The following is a 23,909-nucleotide window of genomic DNA, read 5'->3' on the forward strand; positions in this document are numbered from 1 at the left end:
GAGGGGCGGGGAAGGGAGTTCCTGACTCGCCCGGCCGGGGCCGGGCTCACAGTGGCGGGACCGTGCCGGAATTGCACCGGACTTCCTCCCCTGTCGCCGTCTGTGGCGACGACGTGCCGGATGGCCCGTCACTAGGCATAGTAAGGGCCGGTCAACTGATGGAGGACATACGGTTCTGCTCGGATGGTCGGTATGCTCGCCGCCATGCCCCCACCTGCCACTTCGCCTTCGCTGCCCGCAGACGCGTCTGCCCGGGACCGCGGTGACGCCTGCCCCGGCACGCTGCGGCTGCACCGGGCGGACGACGGCGCGCTGGCCCGGGTCCGGGTGCCCGGTGGTCTGCTGACCGCGGTGCAGGCGGATGCCCTGGGTGCGGTGGCGGAGTCACTGGGCGATGGTGAGTTGCATCTCACTTCGCGCGGCAATGTGCAGTTGCGCGGGCTGAGCCCCGACTGCGGTGGCGAACTGGCCGGCCGGCTGGGCGAGGCGGGGCTGCTGCCCTCCGCCCGCCACGAGCGGATACGCAACATCGTGGCGTCGCCGCTCTCGGGGCTCGACGACAGCGGAGCGGCGGACGTCGGACCGTGGCTCCGGGCGCTGGACTCGCTGCTGTGCGCGGGCGAGGGGACGGCCGGGCTTTCGGGCAGGTTCTTGTTCGTGCTCGACGACGGCCGGGGCGATGTGGACGCGCTGGGCGGCGATGTGACACTGCTGGCGCAGGACGGCGGAGCGGCGCTGCTGCGGATCGGCACGGCCCGGACCGTGGTGCGGATACCTGGTGCGCGGGCGCCGCGGGCCGCCCTCATGGCGGCGGAGATCTTCCTGGAGAGGGCCTCGGGCACCGGCGCCTGGCGGGTGTCGGACCTGCCCGGCGGCGCCGGCTCCCTTCTCGACGAGGTCGTACGGCGGTTGCGGGAGGAGGATCCCGGCACCGCCGTCACCGAGGACCGTGGCTGCCCGCGCGGCTCGGACGGCCCGGCCCCCGGTGTGGTGACCGGTCCGCACGACGGGGCCGCGCTGTCCGCCGGCATCCCCCTGGGGCGGATCACCCCGGCGCAGTGGCGGTCGCTGACGGACACGGCCCGGCACCGGGGACGTGGTGAATTGCGGCTGACCCCGTGGCGCGGGGTCGTCGTGCCGGGGGTGGAGCGGCGGCGGGCGGCGGGGCTGCTGGACGAGCTGGGGGCCACCGGCCTCGTCGTCGGAGCCGACTCCCCCTGGACCGGGGTGGGTGCCTGTATCGGCCGGCCCGGCTGCGCGAAATCGCTGGCCGATGTGCGGGCCCGGGCGGCGGCCGTGGTGGGGCCCGTGGGTCTGCTGCCGGTGTACTGGTCCGGGTGCGAACGCCGGTGCGGCCATCCCCGCGGCGAGTGGGTCGATGTGGTCGCCGTCCCCGGCGGACACCGGATCTCCGTCGTACGGGGCGAGGAGCGGGACGCACCGGTGAGCGTCCCCGACAGCCCCGCCAGCCCCGGCGGGCTCGCCGAAGCGGTGGCTTCGGCCCGCGGTACGCGCGGCTGATCCCGTACGGCCGACTCCCCTGTACTCGCGGTACTTGCTGTACCCGACCGTTGCACGCCCGAGGAAGAAAGCGAAAGCACTGTGCACCAGTACGAGAAGGACGGACCGGCGATCTATCGCCAGTCCTTCGCCACGATCCGCGCGGAGGCGGATCTCGCGGGCCTGCCCGCCGATGTGAGCCAGGTCGCGGTCCGCATGATCCACGCCTGTGGGATGGTCGACCTCGTCCGCGATCTCGCTTTCACCCCGGACGCGGTCGCCCGTGCCCGTGCCGCGCTGCGGGGCGGCGCGCCCATCCTGTGCGATGTGGCGATGGTCGCCAGCGGTGTGACCCGCAAGCGGCTGCCCGCGGACAACGAAGTGGTGTGCACCCTGTCCGACCCGGCGGTGCCGGGCCTGGCGAAGGAGCTGGGCACCACGCGCAGCGCCGCCGCCCTGGAGCTGTGGCGCGACCGGCTGGAGGGTGCGGTGGTGGCCGTCGGGAACGCGCCGACCGCCCTGTTCCGGCTGCTGGAGATGGTCGAGGCGGGCGCGCCCCGCCCCGCCGCCGTCATCGGCGTGCCGGTCGGCTTCATCGGTGCCGCCGAGTCCAAGGACGCCCTGGCCGCGCACCCGTCGGGCCTGGAGCATCTGATCGTCCGGGGCCGCCGCGGCGGCAGCGCCATCGCGGCAGCCGCCCTCAACGCGATCGCCAGCGAGGAAGAGTAGACGTGAGCGAGCAGAAGACGGGCCGGCTGTACGGGGTCGGGCTCGGCCCCGGCGATCCGGCTCTGATGACCGTACGTGCGGTGGAGATCATCGCCGAGGCCGATGTCGTCGCCTATCACAGCGCCCGGCACGGGCGGTCCATCGCCCGGTCCATCGCGGCGAAGCACATCCGTGCCGACCATGTCGAGGAGCCGCTGGTCTACCCCGTCACGACGGAGACCACGGATCACCCGGGCGGCTACCGGGGGGCGATGGAGGAGTTCTACGCCGAGGCGGCGGCCCGTCTGGCGGCGCATCTCGACGCCGGGCGGACGGTCGCCGTGCTGGCCGAGGGCGACCCGCTCTTCTACGGCTCGTACATGCACATGCACAAGCGGCTCGCCGACCGGTACCCGACCGAGGTGATCCCGGGCGTGACCTCGGTCAGCGCGGCCGCCGCGCGCCTGGGCACCCCGCTCGTCGAGGGCGAGGAGGTGCTGACGATCCTGCCCGGCACGCTGCCCCAGGAGGAGCTGACCGCCCGTCTCGCGGCCACCGACGCCGCCGTGGTGATGAAGCTGGGGCGTACGTTTCCGGCCGTGCGCGGCGCCTTCGAGGCGTCCGGGCGGCTGCCCGAGGCGCGTTACGTCGAGCGCGCCACGATGGCCGGGGAGCGGGTGGGTGACCTGGCCGGGGTCGACCCGGACTCGGTGCCGTACTTCGCGGTCGCGGTCCTGCCCAGCAGGATCGGGGCGCCGCGTCCCGAAGGCGCCCCGGAGGGGGGCGAGGTGGCCGTGGTCGGCACCGGTCCGGCCGGGCCGCTGTGGCTGACCCCCGAGACGCGCGGGGCGCTGGCCGCCGCCGACGACCTGGTCGGCTACACCACGTATCTGGACCGGGTGCCGGTCCGGCCGGGGCAGGTGCGCCACGGCTCGGACAACAAGGTCGAGTCGGAGCGGGCCGAGTTCGCCCTCGATCTGGCCCGGCGCGGACGGCGGGTGGCCGTGGTGTCGGGCGGCGACCCCGGGGTCTTCGCGATGGCGACGGCCGTCCTCGAAGTGGCGTCGCAGGACGAGTACGCGCAGGTCCCGGTGCGGGTGCTGCCGGGGGTGACGGCGGCCAACGCCGCCGCCGCCCGGGCGGGTGCGCCGCTGGGCCACGACTACGCGACGATATCCCTCTCCGACCGGCTCAAGCCGTGGGAGGTGATCGCGGAGCGGCTGCGCGCGGCCGCGACGGCGGACCTGGTGCTCGCGCTGTACAACCCCGGGTCGCGCAGCCGGACCTGGCAGGTCGGCAAGGCCCGTGACCTGCTGCTCGAACACCGCTCGCCGGACACTCCCGTGGTCCTGGGCCGCGATGTGGGCGGGCCCGCCGAGAACGTACGGACGGTACGGCTCGCGGACCTGGACCCCGCCGACGTCGACATGCGCACGATCCTGCTCGTCGGGTCCTCGCAGACCCGCTGGGTGAAGCGCGGAGCGGGGCAGCAGATCGTCTGGACGCCCCGCCGCTATCCGGAGGGCTGAGCCGGATCCGCCGTCGCCCAGCCCTGGCGGAAGAAGTGTTCGCGTAGCCAGGCGACGGCCCCCTCCGGACCGTCGACGACCGGGATCCCCCGGGGCACGGGCGGCCGCCGCACCACCACCACCGGGATCCGCGCCTCGCGGGCGGCGGCGAGCTTGGGGGCGGTGGCGGCGCCGCCGCTGTCCTTCGTGACGACCACGTCGATGCGGTGGCGGCGGATCAGCTCGCGCTCCCCGTCCAGGGTGAACGGGCCCCGGTCGAGCAGCACCTCCATGCGGGCGGGGTACGGCGCCTCGGGGGCGTCCACCGAACGCATCAGGAACCACAGTTCGTCCAGCCCGGCGAAGGCGGCCAGCCCCATGCGTCCGGTCGTGAGGAAGACCCTTCGGCCCAGCGCGGGCAGCGCCGCCGCGGCCTCGGCCAGCGAACCGGCCGGGTGCCAGTCGTCGCCGTCACCGGGCACCCAGCCGGGCCGGCGCAGTGCCAGCAGGGGAACATGGGCCCCGGCGGCGGCAGCGGCCGCGTTGAAACTGATCGTCCCGGCGAAAGGATGGGTGGCGTCGATGAGCGCGTCGACCCGGTGGGTACGCAGCCATGCGGCGAGCCCGTCGGCTCCGCCGAAGCCGCCGACGCGGACCTCGCCGGGCGGAAGCCTCGGACCGGCGACGCGTCCGGCGAGCGAGCTCGTCAGCCTGGCCCCGGCCGGGAACACCTCCACCAGCAACTCGGCGAGGCGGCGGGCCTCCGTCGTGCCGCCGAGTACGAGTACATGCATCGGATCCATCCATGGGTGAGATTGAGGGCGGGCGCAGCGCCCAGCTGAAACACACCGGTCTGCGGCCCGGCTGGACCACCGGCGCCTGTGCCACCGCGGGGGCCACCGCCGCGTACACCGCCCTGCTGACGGGCGACTTCCCCGACCCGGTGACGATCACCCTACCCAAGGGGCAGACGCCCGCTTTCGCGCTCGCGGTGGAGGAGCTGGCCGGGGGGCGGGCGACGGCCGGGGTGGTCAAGGACGCGGGCGACGATCCCGATGTGACGCACGGTGCTCTGGTCCGGGTCACCGTGCGGCCGCTGCCGCCGGGCTCGGGTGTGGTGTTCCGGGCCGGACCGGGTGTGGGTACGGTCACCCTTCCCGGGCTGCCGCTGGATGTCGGGGAGCCGGCGATCAATCCGGTGCCGCGGCAGATGATCCGCGACCACATCGCCCGGGTCGCCGCGGAGCACCGGGGCACGGGGGACGTGGAGGTCACCGTGTCGGTGGACGACGGCGAGGAGATCGCCCGCTCGACGTGGAATCCGCGTCTCGGCATCCTGGGCGGTCTGTCGATCCTCGGCACGACCGGGGTGGTGGTGCCGTACTCCTGCTCGGCGTGGATCGACTCGATCCGCCGCGGGGTGGACGTGGCCCGTGCCGCCGGGCACACGCATGTGGCCGGGTGCACGGGTTCCACCTCGGAGAAGACGGTGGTGTCCGAGTACGGGCTGCCCGAGATCGCGCTGCTCGACATGGGGGACTTCGCGGGCGCGGTGCTCAAGTACGTCCGCCGTCATCCGGTGGACCGGCTCACGGTCTGCGGCGGCTTCGCGAAACTGTCGAAGCTCGCCGCCGGGCACCTCGATCTGCACTCCGCCCGGTCCCAGGTCGACAAGCCGTTCCTGGCCGGGCTGGCACGGCGGGGCGGGGCGGACGAGGCGCTGGCGGCCGAGGTGGCGGTCGCGAACACGGGGCTCGCGGCACTCCAGTTGTGCCTCGCCCGGGGTGTTCCGCTGGGGGACCTGGTGGCCGTGGCGGCGCGGGACGAGGCGCTGTCGGTGCTGCGGGGCGCGCCGGTCGCCGTCGATGTGATCTGCATCGACCGGGCGGGCACGGTCGTCGGGCGCAGCACGGTGCGCTGACCGGCCGCCCGGCCGATGCGGCGGCCCTGTCAGCAGACGTGGCGTTCGCGTCCCGGCGAGTAGAGGTGGCTGTCGTGGAACTGCTCGGCGCCCAGGGTGCGGCCGACCATGATGACGGCGGTACGGATCACGCCCGCCGCCTTCACCTGCCCGGCGATGTCGTCGAGGGTTCCGCGCAGGACGATCTCGTCCGGGCGTGAGGCCAGTGCCACGACGGCGGCCGGGCAGTCGGCCCCGTAGTGCGGCAGCAGTTCCTCGACGACGCGGTCCACGTACCTGGCGGCCAGGTGCAGCACGATCAGGGCGCCGCTGCGGCCCAGAGTGGCCAGGTCCTCGCCCTCGGGCATCGCGGTCGCGCGCTGGGCGATCCGGGTGAGGATGACGGTCTGGCCGACGGTCGGTACGGTCAGTTCCCGCTTGAGCGCCGCCGCGGCGGCCGCGAACGCGGGTACGCCGGGCACCACTTCGTAGGGCACCCCGGCCTCGTCGAGCCGGTGCATCTGCTCGTTGACCGCGCTGAACACCGAGGGGTCGCCCGAGTGCAGCCGGGCCACGTCGTGGCCGGCCCCGTGCGCGGCCAGCAGTTCGGCGGTGATCCGGTCGATGTCGAGCTGCGCGGTGTCCACCAGGCGGGCGTCCGGGGGGCATTCGGCGAGCAGTTCCCGGGGCACCAGGCTGCCCGCGTACAGGCACACCCCGCAGGAGGCGAGGATGCGGGCGCCGCGCACGGTGATCAGGTCGGCCGCCCCGGGGCCTGCGCCGATGAAATACACGGTCATCTGTTGTCTCCTGGGTGTTGCGCGGGCTCGTGTGCCGAGTGTTCCGCTTCGGGACCGGTCAGGGGTTTGCGCACGGACCACTGGGTGACGGGCATGGCCTGCCGCCAGCCGGTGAAGCCGCCGACCGGCACGGCGTGCGCGACGGCGAGCCGGACCAGTTCGCCGCCGTGTTCGCGGTGGGCCTCGGCGAGCAGTGCCTCGGACTCCAGTGTGACCGTGTTGGCGACCAGTCGTCCGCCGGGCGGCAGTGCGTCCCAGCAGGTGTCGAGCAGGCCGGGCACGGTCAGCCCGCCACCGATGAACACGGCGTCGGGCGTGGGCAGTCGGGTCAGGTTGCCGGGGGCCGGTCCGGTCACCACGCGCAGGGCAGGCACTCCGAGCCGGTCGGCGTTGTGGGCGATGCGTTGTGCCCGTCGCGGATCGCGTTCCACGGTGATCGCGCGGCAGGAGGGGTGGGTCCGCATCCATTCGATCGCGATGGATCCCGAGCCGCCGCCGATGTCCCACAGCAGTTCGCCGGGGGCGGGTGCGAGCACACCGAGGGTCGCGGCCCGGATGTGCCGCTTGGTGAGCTGCCCGTCGTGTTCGTACGCGGCGTCGGGCAGGCCGGGTACGGCGCCGAGGCGCAGGGCTTCGGGGGTGCGCCGGCATTCGACGGCGATGACGTTCAGCGGGTCGCCCGGTGGGTGCGGCCAGTGGTCCGCGGTGCCTTCCAGGCATGCTTCGTCCGCTCCGCCGAGCTGTTCGAGCACGCGCAGCCGGCTCGGGCCGAAGCCCTGTTCGCGCAGCAGTCCGGCCACGGCGGCGGGGGTCCGGGCATCCGCGCTGAGGACGAGGACCCGCCGGCCGTGGTGCAGGGCGGCGGCCAGCCGGGCGGCGGGGCGGCCGACCAGGGTGACGACCTCGGTGTCCTCCACCGGCCAGCCGATCCGGGCGCAGGCGTAGGACACGGAGGACGGGTGGGGCAGGATCCGCAGCGCGCCGGTGCCGAGCACTTCGGTGAGGGCCCGGCCGATGCCGTAGAACATCGGGTCGCCGCTGGCCAGGACGGCGACCCTGCTCCCGGCGTGCGCGGCGAGCAGGCCGGGAACGGCGGGCCGCAACGGCGAGGGCCACGGCACCCGCTGTCCCCGGCAGGACGCCGGGAGCAGGCCGAGTTGCCGCTCGCCGCCGATGAGGACCTCTGCGTCGATGAGCTCCGTACGCGCCGCGTCGGGCAGTCCCGCCCATCCGTCGGCGCCGATTCCCACGACGGTCACCGCAGGTGGGACGGGTTGTTCGGGTGGTGCGAGAGTCACGGACGGTACCTCGGTGTTCAGGGGATGACGCAGCCGAACTCTACTGTCCGGCCGTGATCGGGCAGCGGCCAGGTGGCCGCCGTGGGGCCTTGCGCCAGGGAGTCGGCTTCCTCAGCTGTGCGGCGAGTGAGCCGACGGCGGCCGGATCGCGTGGGCTTTCCGCCGGATCCGTGTGCTCGCGGGGCGTGGCCACGGGCGGCCGGTCAGTACGCGGACATGCTGGCGAGCCACGACCGACGGCACCGGCCGAAGGGCTCGGCGTCCTCTGTGAGCGCAACCCTCAGCTGTTCGGCCGTTGTTGTGGCCCGGGCGATGGCCTCGGGCGGGTAGGCGTACCGGACCTGGTGGTCGGCGAACTCGTCCTCGTCGTCGACGAAGACGATTCCCCCGTCACGTGTGCGGCAGACGTCGAGATCCAGGTCGACCATGGTGACCTCCCCGGGGTGCAGCCACCGGGACGGGGTGGTGACATCGCAGTAGGCGTCCAGCCGTGCCGGGGCCGCCTGGAACAACCCCGTCCACCAGCCGTCGCGGGGAATGACCATCACCCTGGCTTCCCGCGTGGTGTAGACGGGGCCCTCGGTGCCCTTGCTGTAGACGGTGCCGGCCGGCGCCCCGAGCCAGACCCCGTGCTCGTCCTCGCCCAGCCGGAGCGTGGAGTGGTGCCAGTGCAGGCTGCCGTCGTACTTGCGGACGGAGACCAGCACCTCAGCAGCGTTCATGGACGGGACAGTACAGCGGCGAGTGGTTCGTCCGTCGGCCGCACAACCACCGGTTGTGTTCCTCCGGCAGGTCGGTTGTTTGATCTCACTGTCCCTCGCTCGCTTTGATACCGACGTTCAGCGCGCGGTTGTTTCGGAGTCGGCGAGAGGTGCATCGGGAATGGCGGGCAGGCAGGCTCTGGGGCGGCGGTTCGGGTGGTTGTGGGCGGCGTACGCGGCCAGTGCGTACGGCACCGGGCTCGGGTTCGGCGCGTTGCCCCTCATCGCGGTGCTCGTGCTGCACTCCGGGCCGACCCAGGTGGCGGTGCTGGCCGCGGCGGGGCGGGCGGTGGGGGCGGCGCTCGCGGTGCCGCTCGGACCGTGGGTGGAGTTCCGCCGCAAGCGGCCGGTCATGATGGCGATGGACCTGACCCGATTCACGGCCTTGATGAGCGTCCCCGCCGCGTTCGCGTTCGGACTGCTCGGCTTCGCCCAGCTTCTCGTCGTCTCCGTGGTCGTCGCCGCGGCCAACATCGCCTTCAACGCGGCCAGTGGCGCGTATCTCAAATCGCTCCTGCCGCCGGAGCACCTGCTCGTCGCGAACGGCCGGTTCGAGTCCACGACGTGGACCGCGACGACGGTCGGACCGCCCCTCGGCGGGGCTGCGATCGGGCTGTTCGGCCCGGTGACGACCGTGGTGGTCGACGCGGTCAGCTATCTGCTCTCGGCACTGGGCATCCGCGCCATCGGCGGGACGGAACCCCGTCCCGCACGGTCCGGCGCCCCCCGGCTGCGGGCGGGCGATCTGCTCGCGGGCTGGCGCCACATCCTCGGCCACCCCGTGCTGCGCCCGCTGCTCTTCAACTCGATCGTGGTCAACGGCCTGATCATGGCGTCCGAGCCGCTGCTCGCCGTGCTCCTGCTCGGCCCGCTCGGGTTCTCCCCCTGGCAGTACGGTCTCGCGTTCGCGGCCCCTTGCGTCGGCGGCCTGATCGGCTCACGTCTCGCGCGCCCGCTCGCGGCACGGTTCGGGCAGCACCGGGTGCTCCGCATCGCCGGAGCGCTGCGCGCGTGCTGGCCCCTCGGGCTGGCATTCGTCCGGCCCGGTGTCCCTGGGCTCGTACTCATCATCGTCGTCCAATTCGGCCTGGTGACCTGCTGCGCGCTGTTCAACCCGCTGCTGTCCACCTACCGGCTCGACCACACCGATCCCGGCCGGGTCGCCCGTACCCTGACCGCGTGGTCGATCAGCAGCAGCGCCGCCATCGCCGTCATGACCGCGGGGTGGGGTCTGCTCGCCGCCGTCACCGGTCCCCGTATCGCGATCGCGGCCGCCGGAGTCCTCCTTCTCTTCACTCCGCTGCTGCTCCCGCGCCGCGGGAACGCTCCCCTGGACACGGGGAAACAGGCCGCAAGCCTCTTGTGACCGTTCGAACTCCGCCTCAGTCACCCGGCAGTAGGCGTTTCCAACGACCCGCCCGGTGGCTGGGCTCCGCGGTTCATGCATCACTGGATACCGGGAGCCGTCATGGAGTTCGGCCGCAGGGCTGCGTCGCGCGCAGCCATCGCCACCGCACTCGCCGTCGGTGCCGGCTGGTTGTTCGCCGTGAGCCCGGCCGCCGCATCAGTACCGTCTGAGGACCAGCTGTTCGGTGTCCGGAACCCGGCCACCCGCACCTGGACCGAGGAGCCCGCGCTCGACTACGCGGCGGCCGTGCATCAGCCGATCGGTCGACCCCGATGTCGTCCCGACGTCCGCGCATCGCCATCCGGTTCAGCGACGCCATGGGCCGCCGGGCACGCCCAGCATGGTCGGTGCGGGCCCGCACCGTCCGGGTCCCCGCCCCCACGGATTGAGAGGAACCATGTCTCCGACACGACGCGCCGCCCTCCTGATCGTCCCCCTCGTCGGCCTGGCCGCACTCGCGACCGCGTGCGGCGCACAGTCGGACGGTGACGCCGCCGGGCACAAGCCCTCGGTCACCGGCTCCGGCACCCTGACCGCGAAGCGGTCGGCCGCCGACCGCGAGCTGCTCGAAGCCGCACGCTCCGGTGACACCGGCGGGGTGCGCGGTGCGATCGAGCGGGGCGCCGACCTGGAGACCCGCGACGAGAGCCGCCGTACCCCGCTCCTTCTCGCGGCCGCCGGTGATCACGTCAGGGCCGCGGAGATCCTCGTCGACGCCGGGGCCGACCCGGATGCGCTTGACCATCAGCACGACACACCGTGGCTGGTGACGGGCGTGACCGGAAGCGCGGCCATGGCCCGTACCCTCGCGGCGGCCGGCCCCGACTACACCGTCGTCAACCGGTACGGCGGCACGTCCCTCATCCCGGCCGGAGAACACGGCCATGTCGCCTACGTCCGGGAAGTGGCCACCAACCCGGACATCGACGTCGACGTGAACCACGTCAACGACCTCGGCTGGACCGCTCTGCTGGAGGCCGTCATCCTCGGCGACGGCGGAGAGGACCACCAGGAGACCGTGAAGCTCCTGCTGGCGGCGGGTGCCGATCCGGCCGTCGCCGACAAGACCGGCACGACCGCGCTCCAGCACGCTCAGCAGCGCGGGTTCGACGAGATCGCCCGGCTACTGGGCCGGTGAGGCGGACCGGCCATCGGTGGTCCGCTCGATCACGACGCAGACGAACAGCGCCACGACCAGTCCGCTCACCGCGTCGGAGAACTGTGGTGCGTACCGGTCCGGGCGTCAGCACGTTGATGACATGCCGGAAGAAGCTCTCGACACGACCGCCGGGACCGGGCCTCCGCAGGTGGTCGAGGAGCACCGCGTCCGCGGCCGTGCGCGCAGCACGACAGCGCCGCACCGGGTGGACGTCATGGCGCACCCTCCTTCTCCCCCGTCGACAAGGACCTCGCCTCGGCGGCCCTGGCGGCCGAACTCAAGGCGGACATACTGGTGATGCTGACGGACGGTGACTTCGTCGGCGAGAACTGGGGGACGTCGAGCGGCGCGACATTCTCACCGCTTCACCGGAGGCGATCCGCCGGCCGGCCTTCGCCGAAGGGGCCATGAAGCCGAAGGCCGACGCCGCCGTGCGGGTCGCGCGGGCCGGAGGACGGGCGCTCATCGGCCCGCTCGAACGGCTCGACGATCCCCTCGGCCGGAGCGTCGGGACGGAGATCCGCCCGGATGTCCCGGACGGAATCGTCTGCGTCTGAGCGCTCGCGCGGCGGCCCGGCGCCGAGGCGTGCCGCCCCCGCCGGGCCGCCCCCGCTCAGTCCTGGGACTTGCGTCGTGCGGCAGCCGCGTTGCGGCCTGTCACCAGGTGCTTGCCGGCCAGCCGTTCGACCCCGGCGACGTCCCGCTCCGCGATCGCCCGGTACAGCCCTTCGTGCTCCTGCGCGACGCCCCCGAGGTCGTCGTGCTGCCCCAGCAGCCAGCGCATCCTGCTGCGCAGCGTGCTCTGGAGCTCGTTGAGGAGTTCGTTGTCGGCCAGCTCGGTGACCGTCTCGTGGAAGTCGGCGGCGGCGCGGTGGGCCCGTACGGCGTCCCCCTTGTCCGCCGCCTTCAGCTCGGCGTCGAGATCCGCCCGCAGCTTTTCGAGCCCCGCGCGGGTGCGCCGTTGGGCGGCGAGCCGGAAGGTCAGCGTCTCCAGTGCCGCGCGGACCTCGTCGAGGTCCTCGACGTCCGCCGGCGTGAACTCCCGTACGACGGCCCAGGTCCGCGGCCTCGGCGTGACCAGCCCCTCGGTGACCAGTGACTTCAGGGCCTCCCGGATGGGCAGCCTGCTCACACCGAGCTCCGCGGCGAGCTCGCGCTCGACGAGTTTGCTGCCCGGTTCACGCACACCGTCGATGATCTCGTCACGCAGCAGGCGTGTGACCCGCTCCGACTCGGGCTCGAACTCCCCAGACCCTGTCATGTGCTCAATTCTCTCATCGCTCGAAGTCAGTTCTCGGTATGCCGTCCGTGGGACGGGGTGCTCAGGCAGGTGCGTAGCCCCGTGCGCCGACCAGGTCGCGGGCCAGCCGGGTGAAGGCACGTGCGGCGGCGCTCTCGTAGGCGCTCTCCCGGTGCAGCAGCGTGGCGACGCGGGCGGGCAGCGGAGGGTCGACGGGAATGGGCCTGAGATGCGGGTGGTCGTCCGTGACCGCGTCGGGCAGCACGGTGGCCAGCAGCCCGGTGCGCCGGACGATCTCCGTGAGGGCCTGGATGGTGTTGGCCTCCACGGCGATCGGCGGGCTGACGCGATGCGTGGCGAAGTAGCCGTCGATGTGGACCCGGGTGGCGAAGTCACTGCTGAGCAGCGCGAGTTGCTGGTCCGCCAGATCACGCACCGGCAGCGGCCGGTCGCCCCGGTCCCGGGCGCGGTCTGTGGTGACGACCAGGCCCAGGGTCTCGGTGAACAGCGCGGTCGCGGTGATACCGGGCAGATGGGTGCCCGCGAAGGCGATCCCGAGGTCGAGGTCGTCGGCCAGCAGGCTCGCTTCTATGCGGTCCTGCGTCATCTCCCGCAGATCCAGCGTGATGCCGGGATGCCGCGTGTGCAGCGCCTCCACCAGTGGGCCGATGAGGTACGCGGTGAAGGTCGGCGTCACCGCGAGGCGCAGATGCCCCCGGGAGAGGTCGGCGACATCGAGCACGGCGCGGTCGGCGGCGGCCAGCTCCCGCAGTGCCCGCCGCGCGTAGTGCACATAGGCCTCGCCCGCATCGGTGGGGCGGACGCCACGGCCGCCGCGGTCGAGCAATTGCACACCGACGACGCGCTCCAGTTGCTTGATCTGCTGCGAGAGCGTCGGCTGCGAGATGTGCAGTTCTTCGGCGGCGCGCGTGAAGTTGCCGTGCTCGGCCACCGCGATCAGATAACGGAGGTGACGCAGTTCCGGACCCATGCCCGAAGTATAGAGAACCTCAATCGGTATTCCCGCATGAGCACCGTGACACCTATGGAACCCCGACCGACGGGCATCCACCCGGACTTCCTCATTGGCGCCATCTATGGAAATTATGGATGGCAAGACTTGGACACTATAGGCGGAGCCCATGCATGGTGGAAACCGCCGGCCCGCCGGCCCGCCGACCGAAACACAATGCTCCCCAACACCCAACGCCCTACTCCGGAGACCCCACCATGGACTTCGCCCAGCACACCATCGACATCGCCCGCAAGAACGTGGAGGAGGGCGGACGCCCCTTCGCCACCGTCATTGTCAAGGACGGCGAGATCCTCGCCGAGAGCCCCAACAAGGTGGCACAGACCAACGACCCCACCGCCCACGCGGAGATCCTCGCCATCCGGGACGCCTGCCGGAAGCTGGGCACCGAGCACCTGGTCGGCGCGACCATCTATGTGCTCGCCCACCCCTGCCCGATGTGCCTGGGATCGCTGTACTACTGCTCCCCCGACGAGGTCGTCTTCCTCACCACCCGCGACGCCTACGAACCGCACTACGTGGACGACCGCAAGTACTTCGAACTCGGCACCTTCTACGGCGAGTTCGCCAAGGACCACACCGAGCGGCGCCTGCCCATGCGTCACGAGCCGCACGACGCCGCCGTCGATGTGTACCGGTTGTGGCAGCAGCACAACGGCGGCGACCGCCGCGTCCCCGGCGCACCGACAGTCGCGTAACCCCTTCCCGGCCGGCCCGCCCGACACTCGTCCGAGTGTCGGGCACAGGGCGAACCACAACACAACATGTCGACTCCCGCATCCATGTGAACGACCCCGGGCGCAGCGAGTGGGAAGGCTCCTCAACAGTCACCCGGGCGGCGGCCGCCGGTGGCATCACCACGCTCGTCGACATGCCGCTCAACCCGCTGCGGCCGGCCACCACGGTCGACAACCTGTGGGTCATGCGGGAGGTCGCCTGCGCGAAGGCGCACATCGACGCCGGTTCCCGGGGCGGTGCCGTCCCCGGCGACGTGAAGGATCTGCGCCCGTTGCACGAGGCTGGGGTGTTCGGTTCCAAGTGCTTCCACTCGCCGTCCGGGGCCACTGATGGAGAGGGGCGAGGGCTGACCGGGGTGCCCTGCGGGGGCCGCCCGCACCGCCTGAAGCCCGGCGGGCCGGCCCGCCGGGCTTCAGCCCGTCATGCACCGCCCCCACCGATAGAGTCCAAGACTCACTTCCCATAGATTGCATTGCTGGCATCTATGGCCCCGCCCTCCGTAGGACGATCGGGCTTCGGCGCAGCGGGTCGCCCGCGCTTGCGGGCGAGGGCGGCCGTCACGGCGGCGGCGAGCAGCAGAGCGGCCAGGGGGTACCGGACGGCGGTGGTGAAGCCGTGGAGTGTGGCCGTTCGCGCACTGCCGTGAAACGCGGTCGCGGCGCTCGCCGCGACAGTGTTGAAGACGGCGGACCCGATGGAACCACCCATCTGCTGGGCGGAGTTGACCGAGGCGGAGGCGATTCCGGCGTCCTGCGCGGGTACATCGGCCGTTGCCCCGGTCATGATGGCGAGGAAGCTGGCGCCGTTTCCGACACTGAAGGTGACCAGCGCGGGCAGGACGTTCGCCGCGTAGCCGGAGTCCGGCGTCAGGAGGGCGAGTTGAAGCAGGCCGCAGGCCGATATGGACAGGCCCGCCGTCATCATCACCCGGGGGCCGAGCCGGGGCAGCAGCCGTGTGCCGACCTGGGTGGCCGTGGCGGTGGTGACGAGGCTGATCGGCAGGAAGCCGAGGCCACTGGCCAGTGCGGACCAGTCAAGGACGGTCTGCAGGTAGTAGGTGAGGAACAGCGAGACGGAGAGCTGTCCCATCATGAGGGCCGCCCCGGCCGCCAGCGAGGCCACCCTGCGGCCGTCGCGCATCAGCCGTGGCGGCAGCAGGGGCACCGAGGCCCGGGTCTGCCAGTACCCGAAGGCCACATTTTTGTATACCAAATGGCCGCCTTCTGACAAAGAAGACCCCATCCATGCCCCGACCCAGGCGACCAGAGCCACACATCCATGGAATATGGGATACGGAAATTCGATATCGGCAGGAGGAACGGATGCCTGAGCTGAATGCCCCACCGACACGCGTGGCCGGCCGTGGACGAGGTTGGTACCGCGGTGATTGCCATGTGCATTCTGTGCACTCGGACGGCGAGCTGACACCGGATCAGCTCGCGGCCGGTGCCCGGGCGGCGGGGCTCGACTTCCTGGCGACCACCGAACACAACACCGCCGCGGCGCACGGCGCCTGGAGCCGGCACGTCGGCGACGATCTGCTGGTGATCCTCGGCGAGGAGGTCACCACCCGGACCGGGCACTGGCTCGCGCTGGGTGTCCGCCCGGGTCAGGTGGTCGACTGGCGGTACGGCCTGCGGGACGGGCGGATCGACGGCCGGATCGAAGAGGTGCACCGTGCCGGTGGGCTGTGCGTGGCGGCCCATCCGCACGCACCGTACGCCTCGGGCACGTTCATGTATCCGTACCGGGGGTTCGATGTGGTCGAGGTGTGGAACGGGGCGTGGAGCTCGGACGTGCCGTGGAACGCCGACAACGAGGCGGCCCTGGCCGAGTGGGGACGCGGCCTGGCCGCGGACATTCACCGGGGGCGGTGGCGCCCGGCGATGGGCAACAGCGACACGCATCTGGCGGGCCAGATCGCGATCCCGCACACCGTCGTGCTGGCCGAGGAACTGAGCGCCGACGCGATCCTCGCCGGGATCCGGGCCGGCCGGAGCTGGATCGCCGGATCCTCCGCCGTGGAGCTGTCGTGCACGGCCTCGGCCGGTGGTCGGAGCGCCGGAATCGGTGAACGGCTGAAGGCAGGTGACGCACCGGTCGTGGTGCGGGTGGACGTACGCGGTGTGCCCTCGGGCACGGTCGGCTTCCACACCGAGCAGGGCAGGGCACACAGCGCGTCGTTGCCCGAATCGGGAACGGGCGCCGTGGAGTGGCGCACCGGTACGGCGGACTCCGCGTTCGTCCGTATCGAGGTGCGCCGTCCCGACGGGCACATGGCGGCGCTCGGCAACCCGATCATCCTGGCCTGAACGGCCCTGAACGAGCCAGGACAGGCCGGGACAGGCCGGGACAGGACAGGCCAGGGCCGGGCCTGAGAACAGGCCTGCCCCGGCCTGAACGGGCCAGGACCGCCTGCTACGCCTCCGGCGCCAGGTGTTGCCACAGGAAGGTGTGCATCAGTGCCTCGTTGTGGGCGGACTGCTCGTTGTCGCTGGCGCCCGCGTGTCCGCCGCCGGTGTTCTCGTGGAACAGGACCGGGTGGCCGAGCTCGCGCAGCCGTGCGGCCGCCTTGCGGGCATGGCCGGGGTGGACCCGGTCGTCACGCGTGGAGGTGGTCAGCAGCACCGGCGGGTAGACCTGGTCCGCGGTGAGCCGGTGGTACGGGGAGAGCTCGCGCAGGTGCGGGCGGTCGGCCTCGTTGTCCGGGTTGCCGTACTCGGCGGTCCAGGAGGCGCCGGCCAGGAGCTTGTGGAAGCGGAGCATGTCCAGCAGCGGTACCTGGGCGACGATCGCACCGAACAGGTGCGGGTAGCGGGTGAGCATCGCGCCCATGAGCAGGCCGCCGTTGCTTCCTCCCGCGGCGCCCAGCATGGCCGGGGTGGTGATGCCCCGCGCCACGAGGTCGCCGGCGACGGCCGCGAAGTCCTCGAAGGCTCGCGGCCGGTCCGCGCCGAGGGCGGCCTGGTGCCAGTCCGGTCCGTACTCGCCGCCGCCCCGGATGTTCGCGATCACGTACGTGCCGCCGCGCTCCAGCCACGCCCGGCCGGTCACCGCGTCGTAGGAGGGGATGAGGGGGACCTCGAAGCCGCCGTAGCCGTAGAGCAGCGCGGGGCCGGGTCCGGCGCCGGGGGCACGGCCGGGGCCGATCACGAAGTACGGCACCCGGGTGCCGTCCTGGGAGGTGGCGAAGTGCTGTTCCACGGCCAGCCCTGCCGTGTCGAAGCGGGCCGGGCTCTGTTTGAGGATCTCGGAGTCGGCGCCGATCCGCCCGTGGTGGAGGGCGGACGGCTGGAGGAACCCGGACACGTCCAGGAAGTACTCGTCGGAGACGTCGGGGTCGGTGTCGACGACCGTGACGCGGGACAGCGCCGGGACGTCCGTCAGCGGCCTGCGTGTCCATCCGCCGCCGGGGGTGGGGGTGAGGACCTCGATGTGGGTGCTGACGTCGCGCAGCGTCTCCAGGATCAGATGGTGGCGGGTCCAGGAGTGCCCGGCCAGGGCCGTCCGCTCGTCCGGGGTGAACAGCACCTCCGCGGTGCGGTCCCCCGCCAGGAAGGCGTCGAAGTCGAAAGCGAGCAGGGAGCCCGCCGGCTGTCCGAGCCAGTCGGACTTCAGGGTGACGATCAGATGCCGGCGGTGGGCGTAGGCGTTGGCGTCGTCGGGGACGTCGATCCTGACCAGCGAGGCGTCCGGAGTCAGGAGGTACGTCTCGCTGCGGAAGAAGTCCAGCCAGCGGGAGACGAAGCCCCGCTCGAACCCGGGTGTGGCGTCGTGCGTGCCCCAGGCCGCCACATCGCCCTTCCCGGCCTCGAAGACCAGGACGGACTCTTCCAGAGGCGTGCCGCGGCGCCAGCTGCGTACCGTGCGCGGATAGCCGGCGTCGGTCAGCGAGCCGGGGCCGAGGTCCGTGCCGATGAAGACCGTGTCCGCGTCGATCCACCCGATCCGGGTCTTCGCCTCCCCCACCCGGAACCCGTCGTCGACGAAGGTCCCGGTGGCGAGGTCGAACTCGCGGACCACGACGGCGTCCCCGCCGTCGCGCGACAGACACACCAGTGCCCGGTCGTGATCGGGGCGGCGCACCTGCGCACCGGCCCACACCCATTTCTCGTCCTCCGCCGCGGCGAGCGCGTCGATGTCGAGGAGGACCTCCCAGTCGGGCGAGTCCTTGCGGTACTGCTCCGGTGTCGTACGCCGCCACACACCGCGCACCTGCTCGGCGTCCTGCCAGAAGTTGTAGAGGAACGCGCCGCGCCGGACGGTGTAGGGGATGCGGTCCGAGGCGTCCAGCACCTCCCGCAGGTGCTCCTTCAGGACGGGGAACCCGGCGTCGGCGGCCAGTGCCGCCGCCGTCTCGGCGTTCCGCTCGGCCACCCATCGGAGTGCGGCCTCGCCGTCGATGTCTTCCAGCCACAGGTACGGATCTTCATCAGTCACGAGTCGCATTGTGCAGCCACGACCCGCGTACGGAGAACACAGCCACGCGTTCGACGTCCGGGCGTGCGGGCGTGCGGGCTCAGAGCCAGCCGCGGCGGGCGGCGATCACACCGGCCTGGAAGCGGTTGGCGGCGCCGAGGAGCTCGTGGAGGCGGCTGATGCGGCGGCGCATGGTGCGCACCGACCAGCCGAGCTGGCGGGCTATCGCCTCGTCCTTGAGGCCGCTGACCAGGAGGGTGAGCACGCGCCGGTCCTCCTCGCCGAGCGGGTCCTCGGCGGGGGCGTCGAGGGGAAGGGCCTGCTTCCAGCACATCTCCCAGTAGTTGGTGAGGGCGTCCAGCAGGGTGGACGGGCGGATCACCGCGGCTCGGACGTCGTCGAGGTCGAGGGAGAGCGGCATCAGGGCGAGTCTGCGGTCGGCGATGGCGAGCTTGATGCGCAGGCCGGGCATGACGCGGGCCTGTTCGCCGTGCCGGACCAGTTCGCGGATGTCGTCGAGGACGCCCGGCCATTCCAGGGCCTCGGGGGCATAGACCGCGCGGTAGCGCACGCCGCGGCCCATCGCCGTCGCCTCCACCGGGTTGGAGGTGGTCAGGGCGTACGGCGGCCGGTCCAGGGTCATCACGTCCTCGTGGGCCTCCTGTTGAAGCCGGACGAACCAGCGGCCGAGCGCCTCGCTGCCGGTGGTGATCTCCACCTCGTCCTCGTCCGTGGCGCCGGTACGCGCCGCGGCGAACAGCCGGGACAGCTCGTCGGCCGCGGAACGGACCCGTTCCAGCTCGTTGCTCCTGGCCCGGACCAGTGCCTCGACGGCGGCCCCCGGCTCGATCGCGGCGTACCGGCGGCGGGTGCCGGCGAGACGGCCGACCAGCCCGTGGTCGCGGAGCCGGTCCAGCGCCCTGGCGACGCGCTCGGCCGAACAGCCGAGGTCCGCGCCGAGTTCGGCGGGGGCGGCCGTCCGCCGGGTCAGGACGGCTCGGTAGACGCTCTCGTCGAACGGATCGATGCCTGCCGCGGTGAGTCGCGGTGTCTCGGGAGTCATGGACGGATGGTGGCCCAGTTGTGCCAGCGGCAGCAATGGGCCACGAAGATCCATTGTGCGGCAAGTGCCCGCACCACTAGGACCTTTACGCATGGCAATGAAGTCACGAAGATCTCGTCATGCCGCTCTCGCCGCCGCTGTTCTCGCCGGCACGTTGGCGGCGGCACCCGGTTCCGCCGACGCGTCCACGCCCGACCCTTCGCAACGAGTGATCGTCGAACTGTCCGGAAGGCCCGCGGTCACCGCCGCGCCCGGTGGTTCGCTGCTGTCCGCCGAGGCCGCCGACGGCGTCGGCGCCGCCCGCCGCGCGCTCGACGCACGGCAGGCGACGTTCCTCGGCTCGGCGAAGAACGCCGGGCTGCACCCTTCGGCGACCCGCAGGCTCGGACTGCTCATCGACGCCGTGGCGATGACGGTGCCCGCGTCCGAGGTGGGGCGGCTGTCCGCGCTGCCGGGCGTCACCGCCGTCCACCCCGACACCCGGGTACTCACGAAGACGGACGTGAGCGTGCCGCTGATCGGCGCACCCGCCGTCTGGCGGCGCGAGGACCCCGGCAAAGGCCGCGTCGACGGGACGGGGACCACCGTCGCGATCCTGGACAGCGGCATCGACTACACCCACCCCGACCTGGGCGGCGGGCTCGGCAAGGGCCACAAGGTCGTCGGCGGGCACGACTTCGTCAACGGCGACGACGACCCGATGGACGACAACGGCCACGGCACCCACGTCGCCGGGATCGTCGCGGCCCGGGCCGCCGCGAAGGGCGGCATCACGGGCGTGGCGCCGGGCGCGGATCTGCTGGCCTACAAGGTGATGGACGCCGACGGCTCGGGCTACACCTCCGACATCATCGCCGGGATCGAAGCGGCCTCCGACCCGGCCAATCCGCACCGTGCCGACGTCATCAACCTGAGCCTCGGCGGCCCCGGCGACGGCACCGACCCACTGGGGCGCGCAGCCACCGCGGCCGTACGGGCCGGTGTGGTCGTGGTGGCCGCGGCCGGCAACGAGGGACCGGGCGCGGGTACGGTCAGCAGCCCCGCGACGGCCGACGGTGTGATCGCGGTCGGCGCGTCGACGAGCAATGTGCGGCTGCCCAGCGCGTATCTGGCGGGCGAGAAACCCGAGTTGATCCAGAGCTACCGCGGCATCCTGTCCGCGAACCCGCCCGAGCGCCCGGTCACGGCGCCGCTCGTCGATGTCGGCGAGGGCACCCCCGAGGACTGGGAGCGGGCCGGCGACGTACGCGGAAAGGTCGTACGGGCCCGGATGCTCGTCGCCGCGGACGCCCAGTACCTGACGGCGAGCGCGCTGGAGTGGGCGCAGGAGGCGGAACGGCGCGGCGCGATCGGCGTACTGGCCGGACTGCCCGGCAACGACGGCCCGGTGTTCGCCGCCGGAGCGGCGGGAGAGGCCCGGCCACCGGAGGTGCGCCCCGAGCCGGGAGTGGCGCAGGTGCCGTCCTCACCCGCACGGATCGACGCCTCCGGCGACTCGCTGCGGATGGACCACCTGGTGGTCATGGGCATCGACTCGACCCAGTACACGGAGTTGAGCTCCAGGCTGGCCGCCGGGAAGGTCTCCGTGACGCTGCGCGGCACCGACACCACCGACCGGATCGCCTCGTTCTCCTCACGCGGCCCCTCCCGGTCGTTCGGTCTGAAGCCCGATCTGGTCGCGCCGGGGGTGGAGATCCGCTCCACGATGTCCAAGGCGCTGTACGGGCCAGGCGAGTACCGCATGTCGGGTACGTCGATGGCGGCCCCGCACGTGGCAGGCGCCGCGGCCCTGCTGCGCCGGCTGCACCCCGGCCGTACGCCCGCCGGGATCAAGGCCTCGCTGGTCGGCACCGCCGAGCCGCTGAGCGGCAGCGGGCCCACGACGCAGGGCTCGGGCCGCCTCAATGTGGCCGCGGCCGCCTCGGCCACGCTCGGCGCCGCACCTGCTTCGGTGTCCTTCGGGCTCGCCGACCTGTCCGGGCGGAAGGTCGGCGGCACCGCGAAGGTGACGCTGCACAACTCCGGCAGGCGGCCGGTCACGGCCTCGCTGCGCACCGACGGTCCGGCGACGGTCTCGCCGAGGCGGGTCACCGTACCGGCCGGGCGGACCGCGACCGTCACGGTCTCGCTGCGCGTCGCCAGGCCGGACACGGACACCGAGATCAGCGGCCGCGTCACGGCGACCCCCGACCGGGGACCGGCGATCCGGGTGCCGTACCTGCTCGCCGTCCGGCATCTGGCGGTCCAGGCCGCACCCGACCCGAGCGACGGTCACTCGACCGTGCACATCGCCCCGCCGACCCGGCTGGCCGCACCACCGGTCGTCACCGTCACCCCGCCTCGCGGCCGGTCCACCGACATCGCCTCCACCCTGGATCCCGCGACCGGCTACTACCGGGCGGAGGTGACCGGCAGGGCGGCCGGCGCGTACCGGGTCTCGGTGCACGGCACCGCAGGCACCGGGCAGCGGCTGACCGGCTCCAGCGCCTTCGAGGTCACCCCGGCCGACAGCCGCGGCGACCGCTGGCAGCCGGTGGGTCCCAACGGGGAGGCCGGCTCCCTCACCCTCTCGCCGGGCCGGCCGAAACAGGCCGTCCTCACCCAGTACCAGAAGGCAGCTCCCTGGCTGACCACCGACAGCGGTACCTCCTGGCGGCAATTGGGACGGCTGCCGGTCGCGGACGGTACGGGGCAGCTCGTGGTGGACGCGGAGAACCCCGACCGCTGGTGGTACTCCGTGAACAGCGTCCACGACCTCAGCCGCCGGGGCACCGTGCTGCGTACCGACGACAACGGCCGGACCTGGCGCACGCTCGACGTCCCGGACACCCGCATCACCGCGTTCACCGCCGATGAGCACACCCGCACCCTGGTCGCGGTCACCTCGGACGCGCTGCTGGTCAGCACGGACGCGGGCGACCACTGGACGACGTACCCGACCGGCGTCACCGGTGCCGTCACCGCCGCCGCGATCACCGGTGACACCCTCTACATGACGACGAACGACGGCGTCTGGGCCCGCTCCGGCATCGGCTCGGGCGATCCCGGTGAGGCGCGCCGGCTGTACGGCCCGTCCGGCGAGCACGTCGGCGGGCTGGCCGCCGACTCCTCGGTCGTGGCGGTGTACGTGACGGGCACCGGAGTCGTCGGGTCCCACGACGGCGGGAAGAGCTGGGCCACCCTGCTGCCCCTGGCGGAAGGCGGCCTCGGACTGACCGTGTCGGGCGGCGACCTGTACCTGCGCACGCTGTCCGGCAGCGGCCGGCTCAGCCGCGACCACGGGCGGACGTGGACCACGGTGGCCACGCCGTCGCGTGCGGCGGTACCGGTGGACTACGACCGCTGGGCCGACGGTTCCGTCACCGTCTCCGGCGAGCAGGACGGGATCTACCGGGGCGCCGCGGACGGCACCGGTTACCGGCGGATCGGCGTCCAGGGACAGACGGTCCTCGATCTCGCGGTCAGTGACGGTCATCTGCTCGCCGCCACCGACAGCGCGGTCTACCGCACCGCCCTTCCCGTCGCGGGCCCGGAGTGGGGCCGGTCGGGCGGCGAGGGCATGCGCGGCGTCACCGTCCCGCAGCTCGCCACTTCGGCCAAGGAGCCGAAGGTGATCTGGAAGGTCCGGCGCACCGCGTTCGGCGCGTTCACCGTCGAGCGGAGCGCCGACGGCGGTGCCACCTGGAAGAAGCGGGGCACCTCGGCCGAGGTGCCGACGGCGCTCCTGGTCCACCCCGCCGACCCGAACCGGGTGATGGTCAGCTTCCGGAGCCTGTTGGGCCAAGGGCTGTTCGCCACCAGTGACGGCGGCACGACGTGGAAGAACCTGTACCACGAGCGCTCCTTCGACACCATCGTGGGCGATCCCGCCGATCCGCTGCGCCTGTGGCTCGGCAACAGGTCCGGTCTCTACCGCTCGGACGACGGCGGAGTGACCGTCACCAGGGTTGCCGACGGCCCGGTGACCGCGATCGATCTCGACGGCCGACGGCTCGTCATCGGCGGTGAGAACGTCCGCGTCAGCACCGACGGCGGCCGGACCTTCCGCACCGCGGACACCGGAGCGCTCGCGATCCATGTCTCCGACCTGCTCCGGGTCGGGGACACGTACTACGCGGCCACCGCCAGTTCCGGGGCCAGCGGTCTCCTGCAGGGCGGCCGCGGCGTTCTGCGCAGCACCGACCGGGGCCGGAGCTGGCACAACATCTCCACCGGCCTGCAGAACACCGATACGACGAAACTCGCCGCGAGCCCCGACGGACGCACGCTCTACGTCGGCACCCTCGACGGCGGCGTACACCGTCTCGGCCTGCGCCGCTGATCAGCAGGGGACCGCGGGCGGCGGCTCACTCCCGCCGCCCGCGGTCCCCTGCT

The 23,909-nt window shown here is 72.6% G+C and carries 19 protein-coding genes, 1 pseudogene and 1 riboswitch; of the genes and pseudogenes, 11 read left to right on the forward strand and 9 right to left on the reverse strand.

What is annotated here, in order from left to right; genetic code table 11:
• Positions 1-15 precede the first annotated feature (15 nt).
• Positions 16-88, reverse strand: a riboswitch (cobalamin riboswitch).
• Between the two features lie 104 nt (positions 89-192).
• The 3 genes from cobG to EES42_RS24230 all read left to right on the forward strand — a co-directional run bounded on the left by cobG (position 193) and on the right by EES42_RS24230 (position 3,737).
• Positions 193-1,521, forward strand: a complete 1,329-nt coding sequence (cobG, locus tag EES42_RS24220; RefSeq protein WP_206433585.1) for a precorrin-3B synthase — start codon at positions 193-195, stop codon at positions 1,519-1,521.
• Between the two features lie 81 nt (positions 1,522-1,602).
• Entirely contained in the window at positions 1,603-2,229 is a 627-nt protein-coding gene (locus EES42_RS24225) for a precorrin-8X methylmutase (RefSeq protein ID WP_124720369.1), read from the forward strand.
• Positions 2,230-2,231: 2 nt separating this feature from the next.
• Positions 2,232-3,737: a precorrin-2 C(20)-methyltransferase gene (locus EES42_RS24230; protein ID WP_124720370.1), complete on the forward strand. Its 1,506-nt coding sequence runs from the start codon at positions 2,232-2,234 to the stop codon at positions 3,735-3,737.
• Here EES42_RS24230 and EES42_RS24235 read toward each other — a convergent pair.
• Entirely contained in the window at positions 3,722-4,510 is a 789-nt protein-coding gene (locus tag EES42_RS24235; protein WP_124720371.1) for a cobalt-precorrin-6A reductase, read from the reverse strand. The genes EES42_RS24230 and EES42_RS24235 overlap by 16 nt on opposite strands.
• Positions 4,511-4,521: 11 nt before the next feature.
• On the opposite strand from EES42_RS24235, the gene EES42_RS24240 reads away from it, so the two are divergent.
• Positions 4,522-5,637 (forward strand): cobalt-precorrin-5B (C(1))-methyltransferase, encoded by a 1,116-nt coding sequence (locus EES42_RS24240; protein WP_124720372.1) that lies wholly within the window; start codon positions 4,522-4,524, stop codon positions 5,635-5,637.
• 29 nt (positions 5,638-5,666) lie between these two features.
• Here the strand turns inward: EES42_RS24240 and cobM are convergent, their stop codons facing one another.
• The 3 genes from cobM to EES42_RS24255 all read right to left on the reverse strand — a co-directional run bounded on the left by cobM (position 5,667) and on the right by EES42_RS24255 (position 8,436).
• A complete protein-coding gene (gene cobM / locus EES42_RS24245; protein WP_124720373.1) occupies positions 5,667-6,416 on the reverse strand; it encodes a precorrin-4 C(11)-methyltransferase in 750 nt (249 codons plus the stop codon).
• Complete coding sequence (gene cbiE / locus EES42_RS24250) at positions 6,413-7,675, reverse strand: precorrin-6y C5,15-methyltransferase (decarboxylating) subunit CbiE (protein WP_124720859.1); 1,263 nt, start codon at positions 7,673-7,675, stop codon at positions 6,413-6,415. The genes cobM and cbiE overlap by 4 nt, the downstream gene beginning before the upstream one ends.
• Positions 7,676-7,917: 242 nt before the next feature.
• Positions 7,918-8,436, reverse strand: coding sequence for a DUF402 domain-containing protein (locus tag EES42_RS24255; RefSeq protein ID WP_124720374.1), 519 nt, complete (start codon positions 8,434-8,436; stop codon positions 7,918-7,920).
• A 160-nt stretch (positions 8,437-8,596) separates the two neighbouring features.
• On the opposite strand from EES42_RS24255, the gene EES42_RS24260 reads away from it, so the two are divergent.
• The 3 genes from EES42_RS24260 to EES42_RS44850 all read left to right on the forward strand — a co-directional run bounded on the left by EES42_RS24260 (position 8,597) and on the right by EES42_RS44850 (position 11,599).
• On the forward strand, positions 8,597-9,841 hold the full coding sequence (locus tag EES42_RS24260) for an MFS transporter (RefSeq protein WP_124720375.1): 1,245 nt from the start codon (positions 8,597-8,599) through the stop codon (positions 9,839-9,841).
• 439 nt (positions 9,842-10,280) lie between these two features.
• Positions 10,281-11,021 carry an ankyrin repeat domain-containing protein gene (locus tag EES42_RS24265; protein WP_124720376.1) on the forward strand — a complete coding sequence of 247 codons (741 nt, stop codon included), beginning with the start codon at positions 10,281-10,283 and terminating at the stop codon, positions 11,019-11,021.
• 428 nt (positions 11,022-11,449) lie between these two features.
• Positions 11,450-11,599, forward strand: coding sequence for a hypothetical protein (locus EES42_RS44850; RefSeq protein ID WP_164495304.1), 150 nt, complete (start codon positions 11,450-11,452; stop codon positions 11,597-11,599).
• A 56-nt stretch (positions 11,600-11,655) separates the two neighbouring features.
• Here the strand turns inward: EES42_RS44850 and EES42_RS24270 are convergent, their stop codons facing one another.
• Both EES42_RS24270 and cynR read right to left on the reverse strand, forming a co-directional pair.
• Positions 11,656-12,303 (reverse strand): GntR family transcriptional regulator, encoded by a 648-nt coding sequence (locus EES42_RS24270; protein WP_124720377.1) that lies wholly within the window; start codon positions 12,301-12,303, stop codon positions 11,656-11,658.
• 61 nt (positions 12,304-12,364) lie between these two features.
• On the reverse strand, positions 12,365-13,273 hold the full coding sequence (cynR, locus tag EES42_RS24275) for a transcriptional regulator CynR (protein ID WP_124720378.1): 909 nt from the start codon (positions 13,271-13,273) through the stop codon (positions 12,365-12,367).
• Between the two features lie 239 nt (positions 13,274-13,512).
• Between cynR and EES42_RS24280 the strand changes: the two genes are divergently transcribed.
• A complete protein-coding gene (locus tag EES42_RS24280; protein WP_124720379.1) occupies positions 13,513-14,013 on the forward strand; it encodes a nucleoside deaminase in 501 nt (166 codons plus the stop codon).
• Positions 13,956-14,375 (forward strand): annotated as a pseudogene (locus EES42_RS46365) (hypothetical protein); the annotation flags it as partial. The gene EES42_RS24280 and the pseudogene EES42_RS46365, both read left to right, overlap by 58 nt.
• Before the next feature lie 131 nt (positions 14,376-14,506).
• On the opposite strand, the gene EES42_RS24290 reads toward EES42_RS46365, so the two are convergent.
• Positions 14,507-15,265: an MFS transporter gene (locus EES42_RS24290; protein ID WP_241196564.1), complete on the reverse strand. Its 759-nt coding sequence runs from the start codon at positions 15,263-15,265 to the stop codon at positions 14,507-14,509.
• A 110-nt stretch (positions 15,266-15,375) separates the two neighbouring features.
• On the opposite strand from EES42_RS24290, the gene EES42_RS24295 reads away from it, so the two are divergent.
• Entirely contained in the window at positions 15,376-16,365 is a 990-nt protein-coding gene (locus EES42_RS24295; RefSeq protein ID WP_206433557.1) for a CehA/McbA family metallohydrolase, read from the forward strand.
• Between the two features lie 106 nt (positions 16,366-16,471).
• Here EES42_RS24295 and EES42_RS24300 read toward each other — a convergent pair whose 3' ends face one another.
• On the reverse strand, positions 16,472-18,502 hold the full coding sequence (locus tag EES42_RS24300) for a prolyl oligopeptidase family serine peptidase (protein ID WP_124720381.1): 2,031 nt from the start codon (positions 18,500-18,502) through the stop codon (positions 16,472-16,474).
• A gap of 70 nt (positions 18,503-18,572) precedes the next feature.
• Positions 18,573-19,535, reverse strand: a complete 963-nt coding sequence (locus EES42_RS24305; protein WP_206433558.1) for a helix-turn-helix transcriptional regulator — start codon at positions 19,533-19,535, stop codon at positions 18,573-18,575.
• A gap of 91 nt (positions 19,536-19,626) precedes the next feature.
• Between EES42_RS24305 and EES42_RS24310 the strand changes: the two genes are divergently transcribed.
• Positions 19,627-23,856: a S8 family serine peptidase gene (locus EES42_RS24310; protein ID WP_164495306.1), complete on the forward strand. Its 4,230-nt coding sequence runs from the start codon at positions 19,627-19,629 to the stop codon at positions 23,854-23,856.
• Positions 23,857-23,909: the final 53 nt, after the last annotated feature.

It is taken from the genome of Streptomyces sp. ADI95-17, from assembly GCF_003846175.1.
Taxonomy (GTDB): Bacteria; Actinomycetota; Actinomycetes; order Streptomycetales; family Streptomycetaceae; genus Streptomyces; species Streptomyces sanglieri.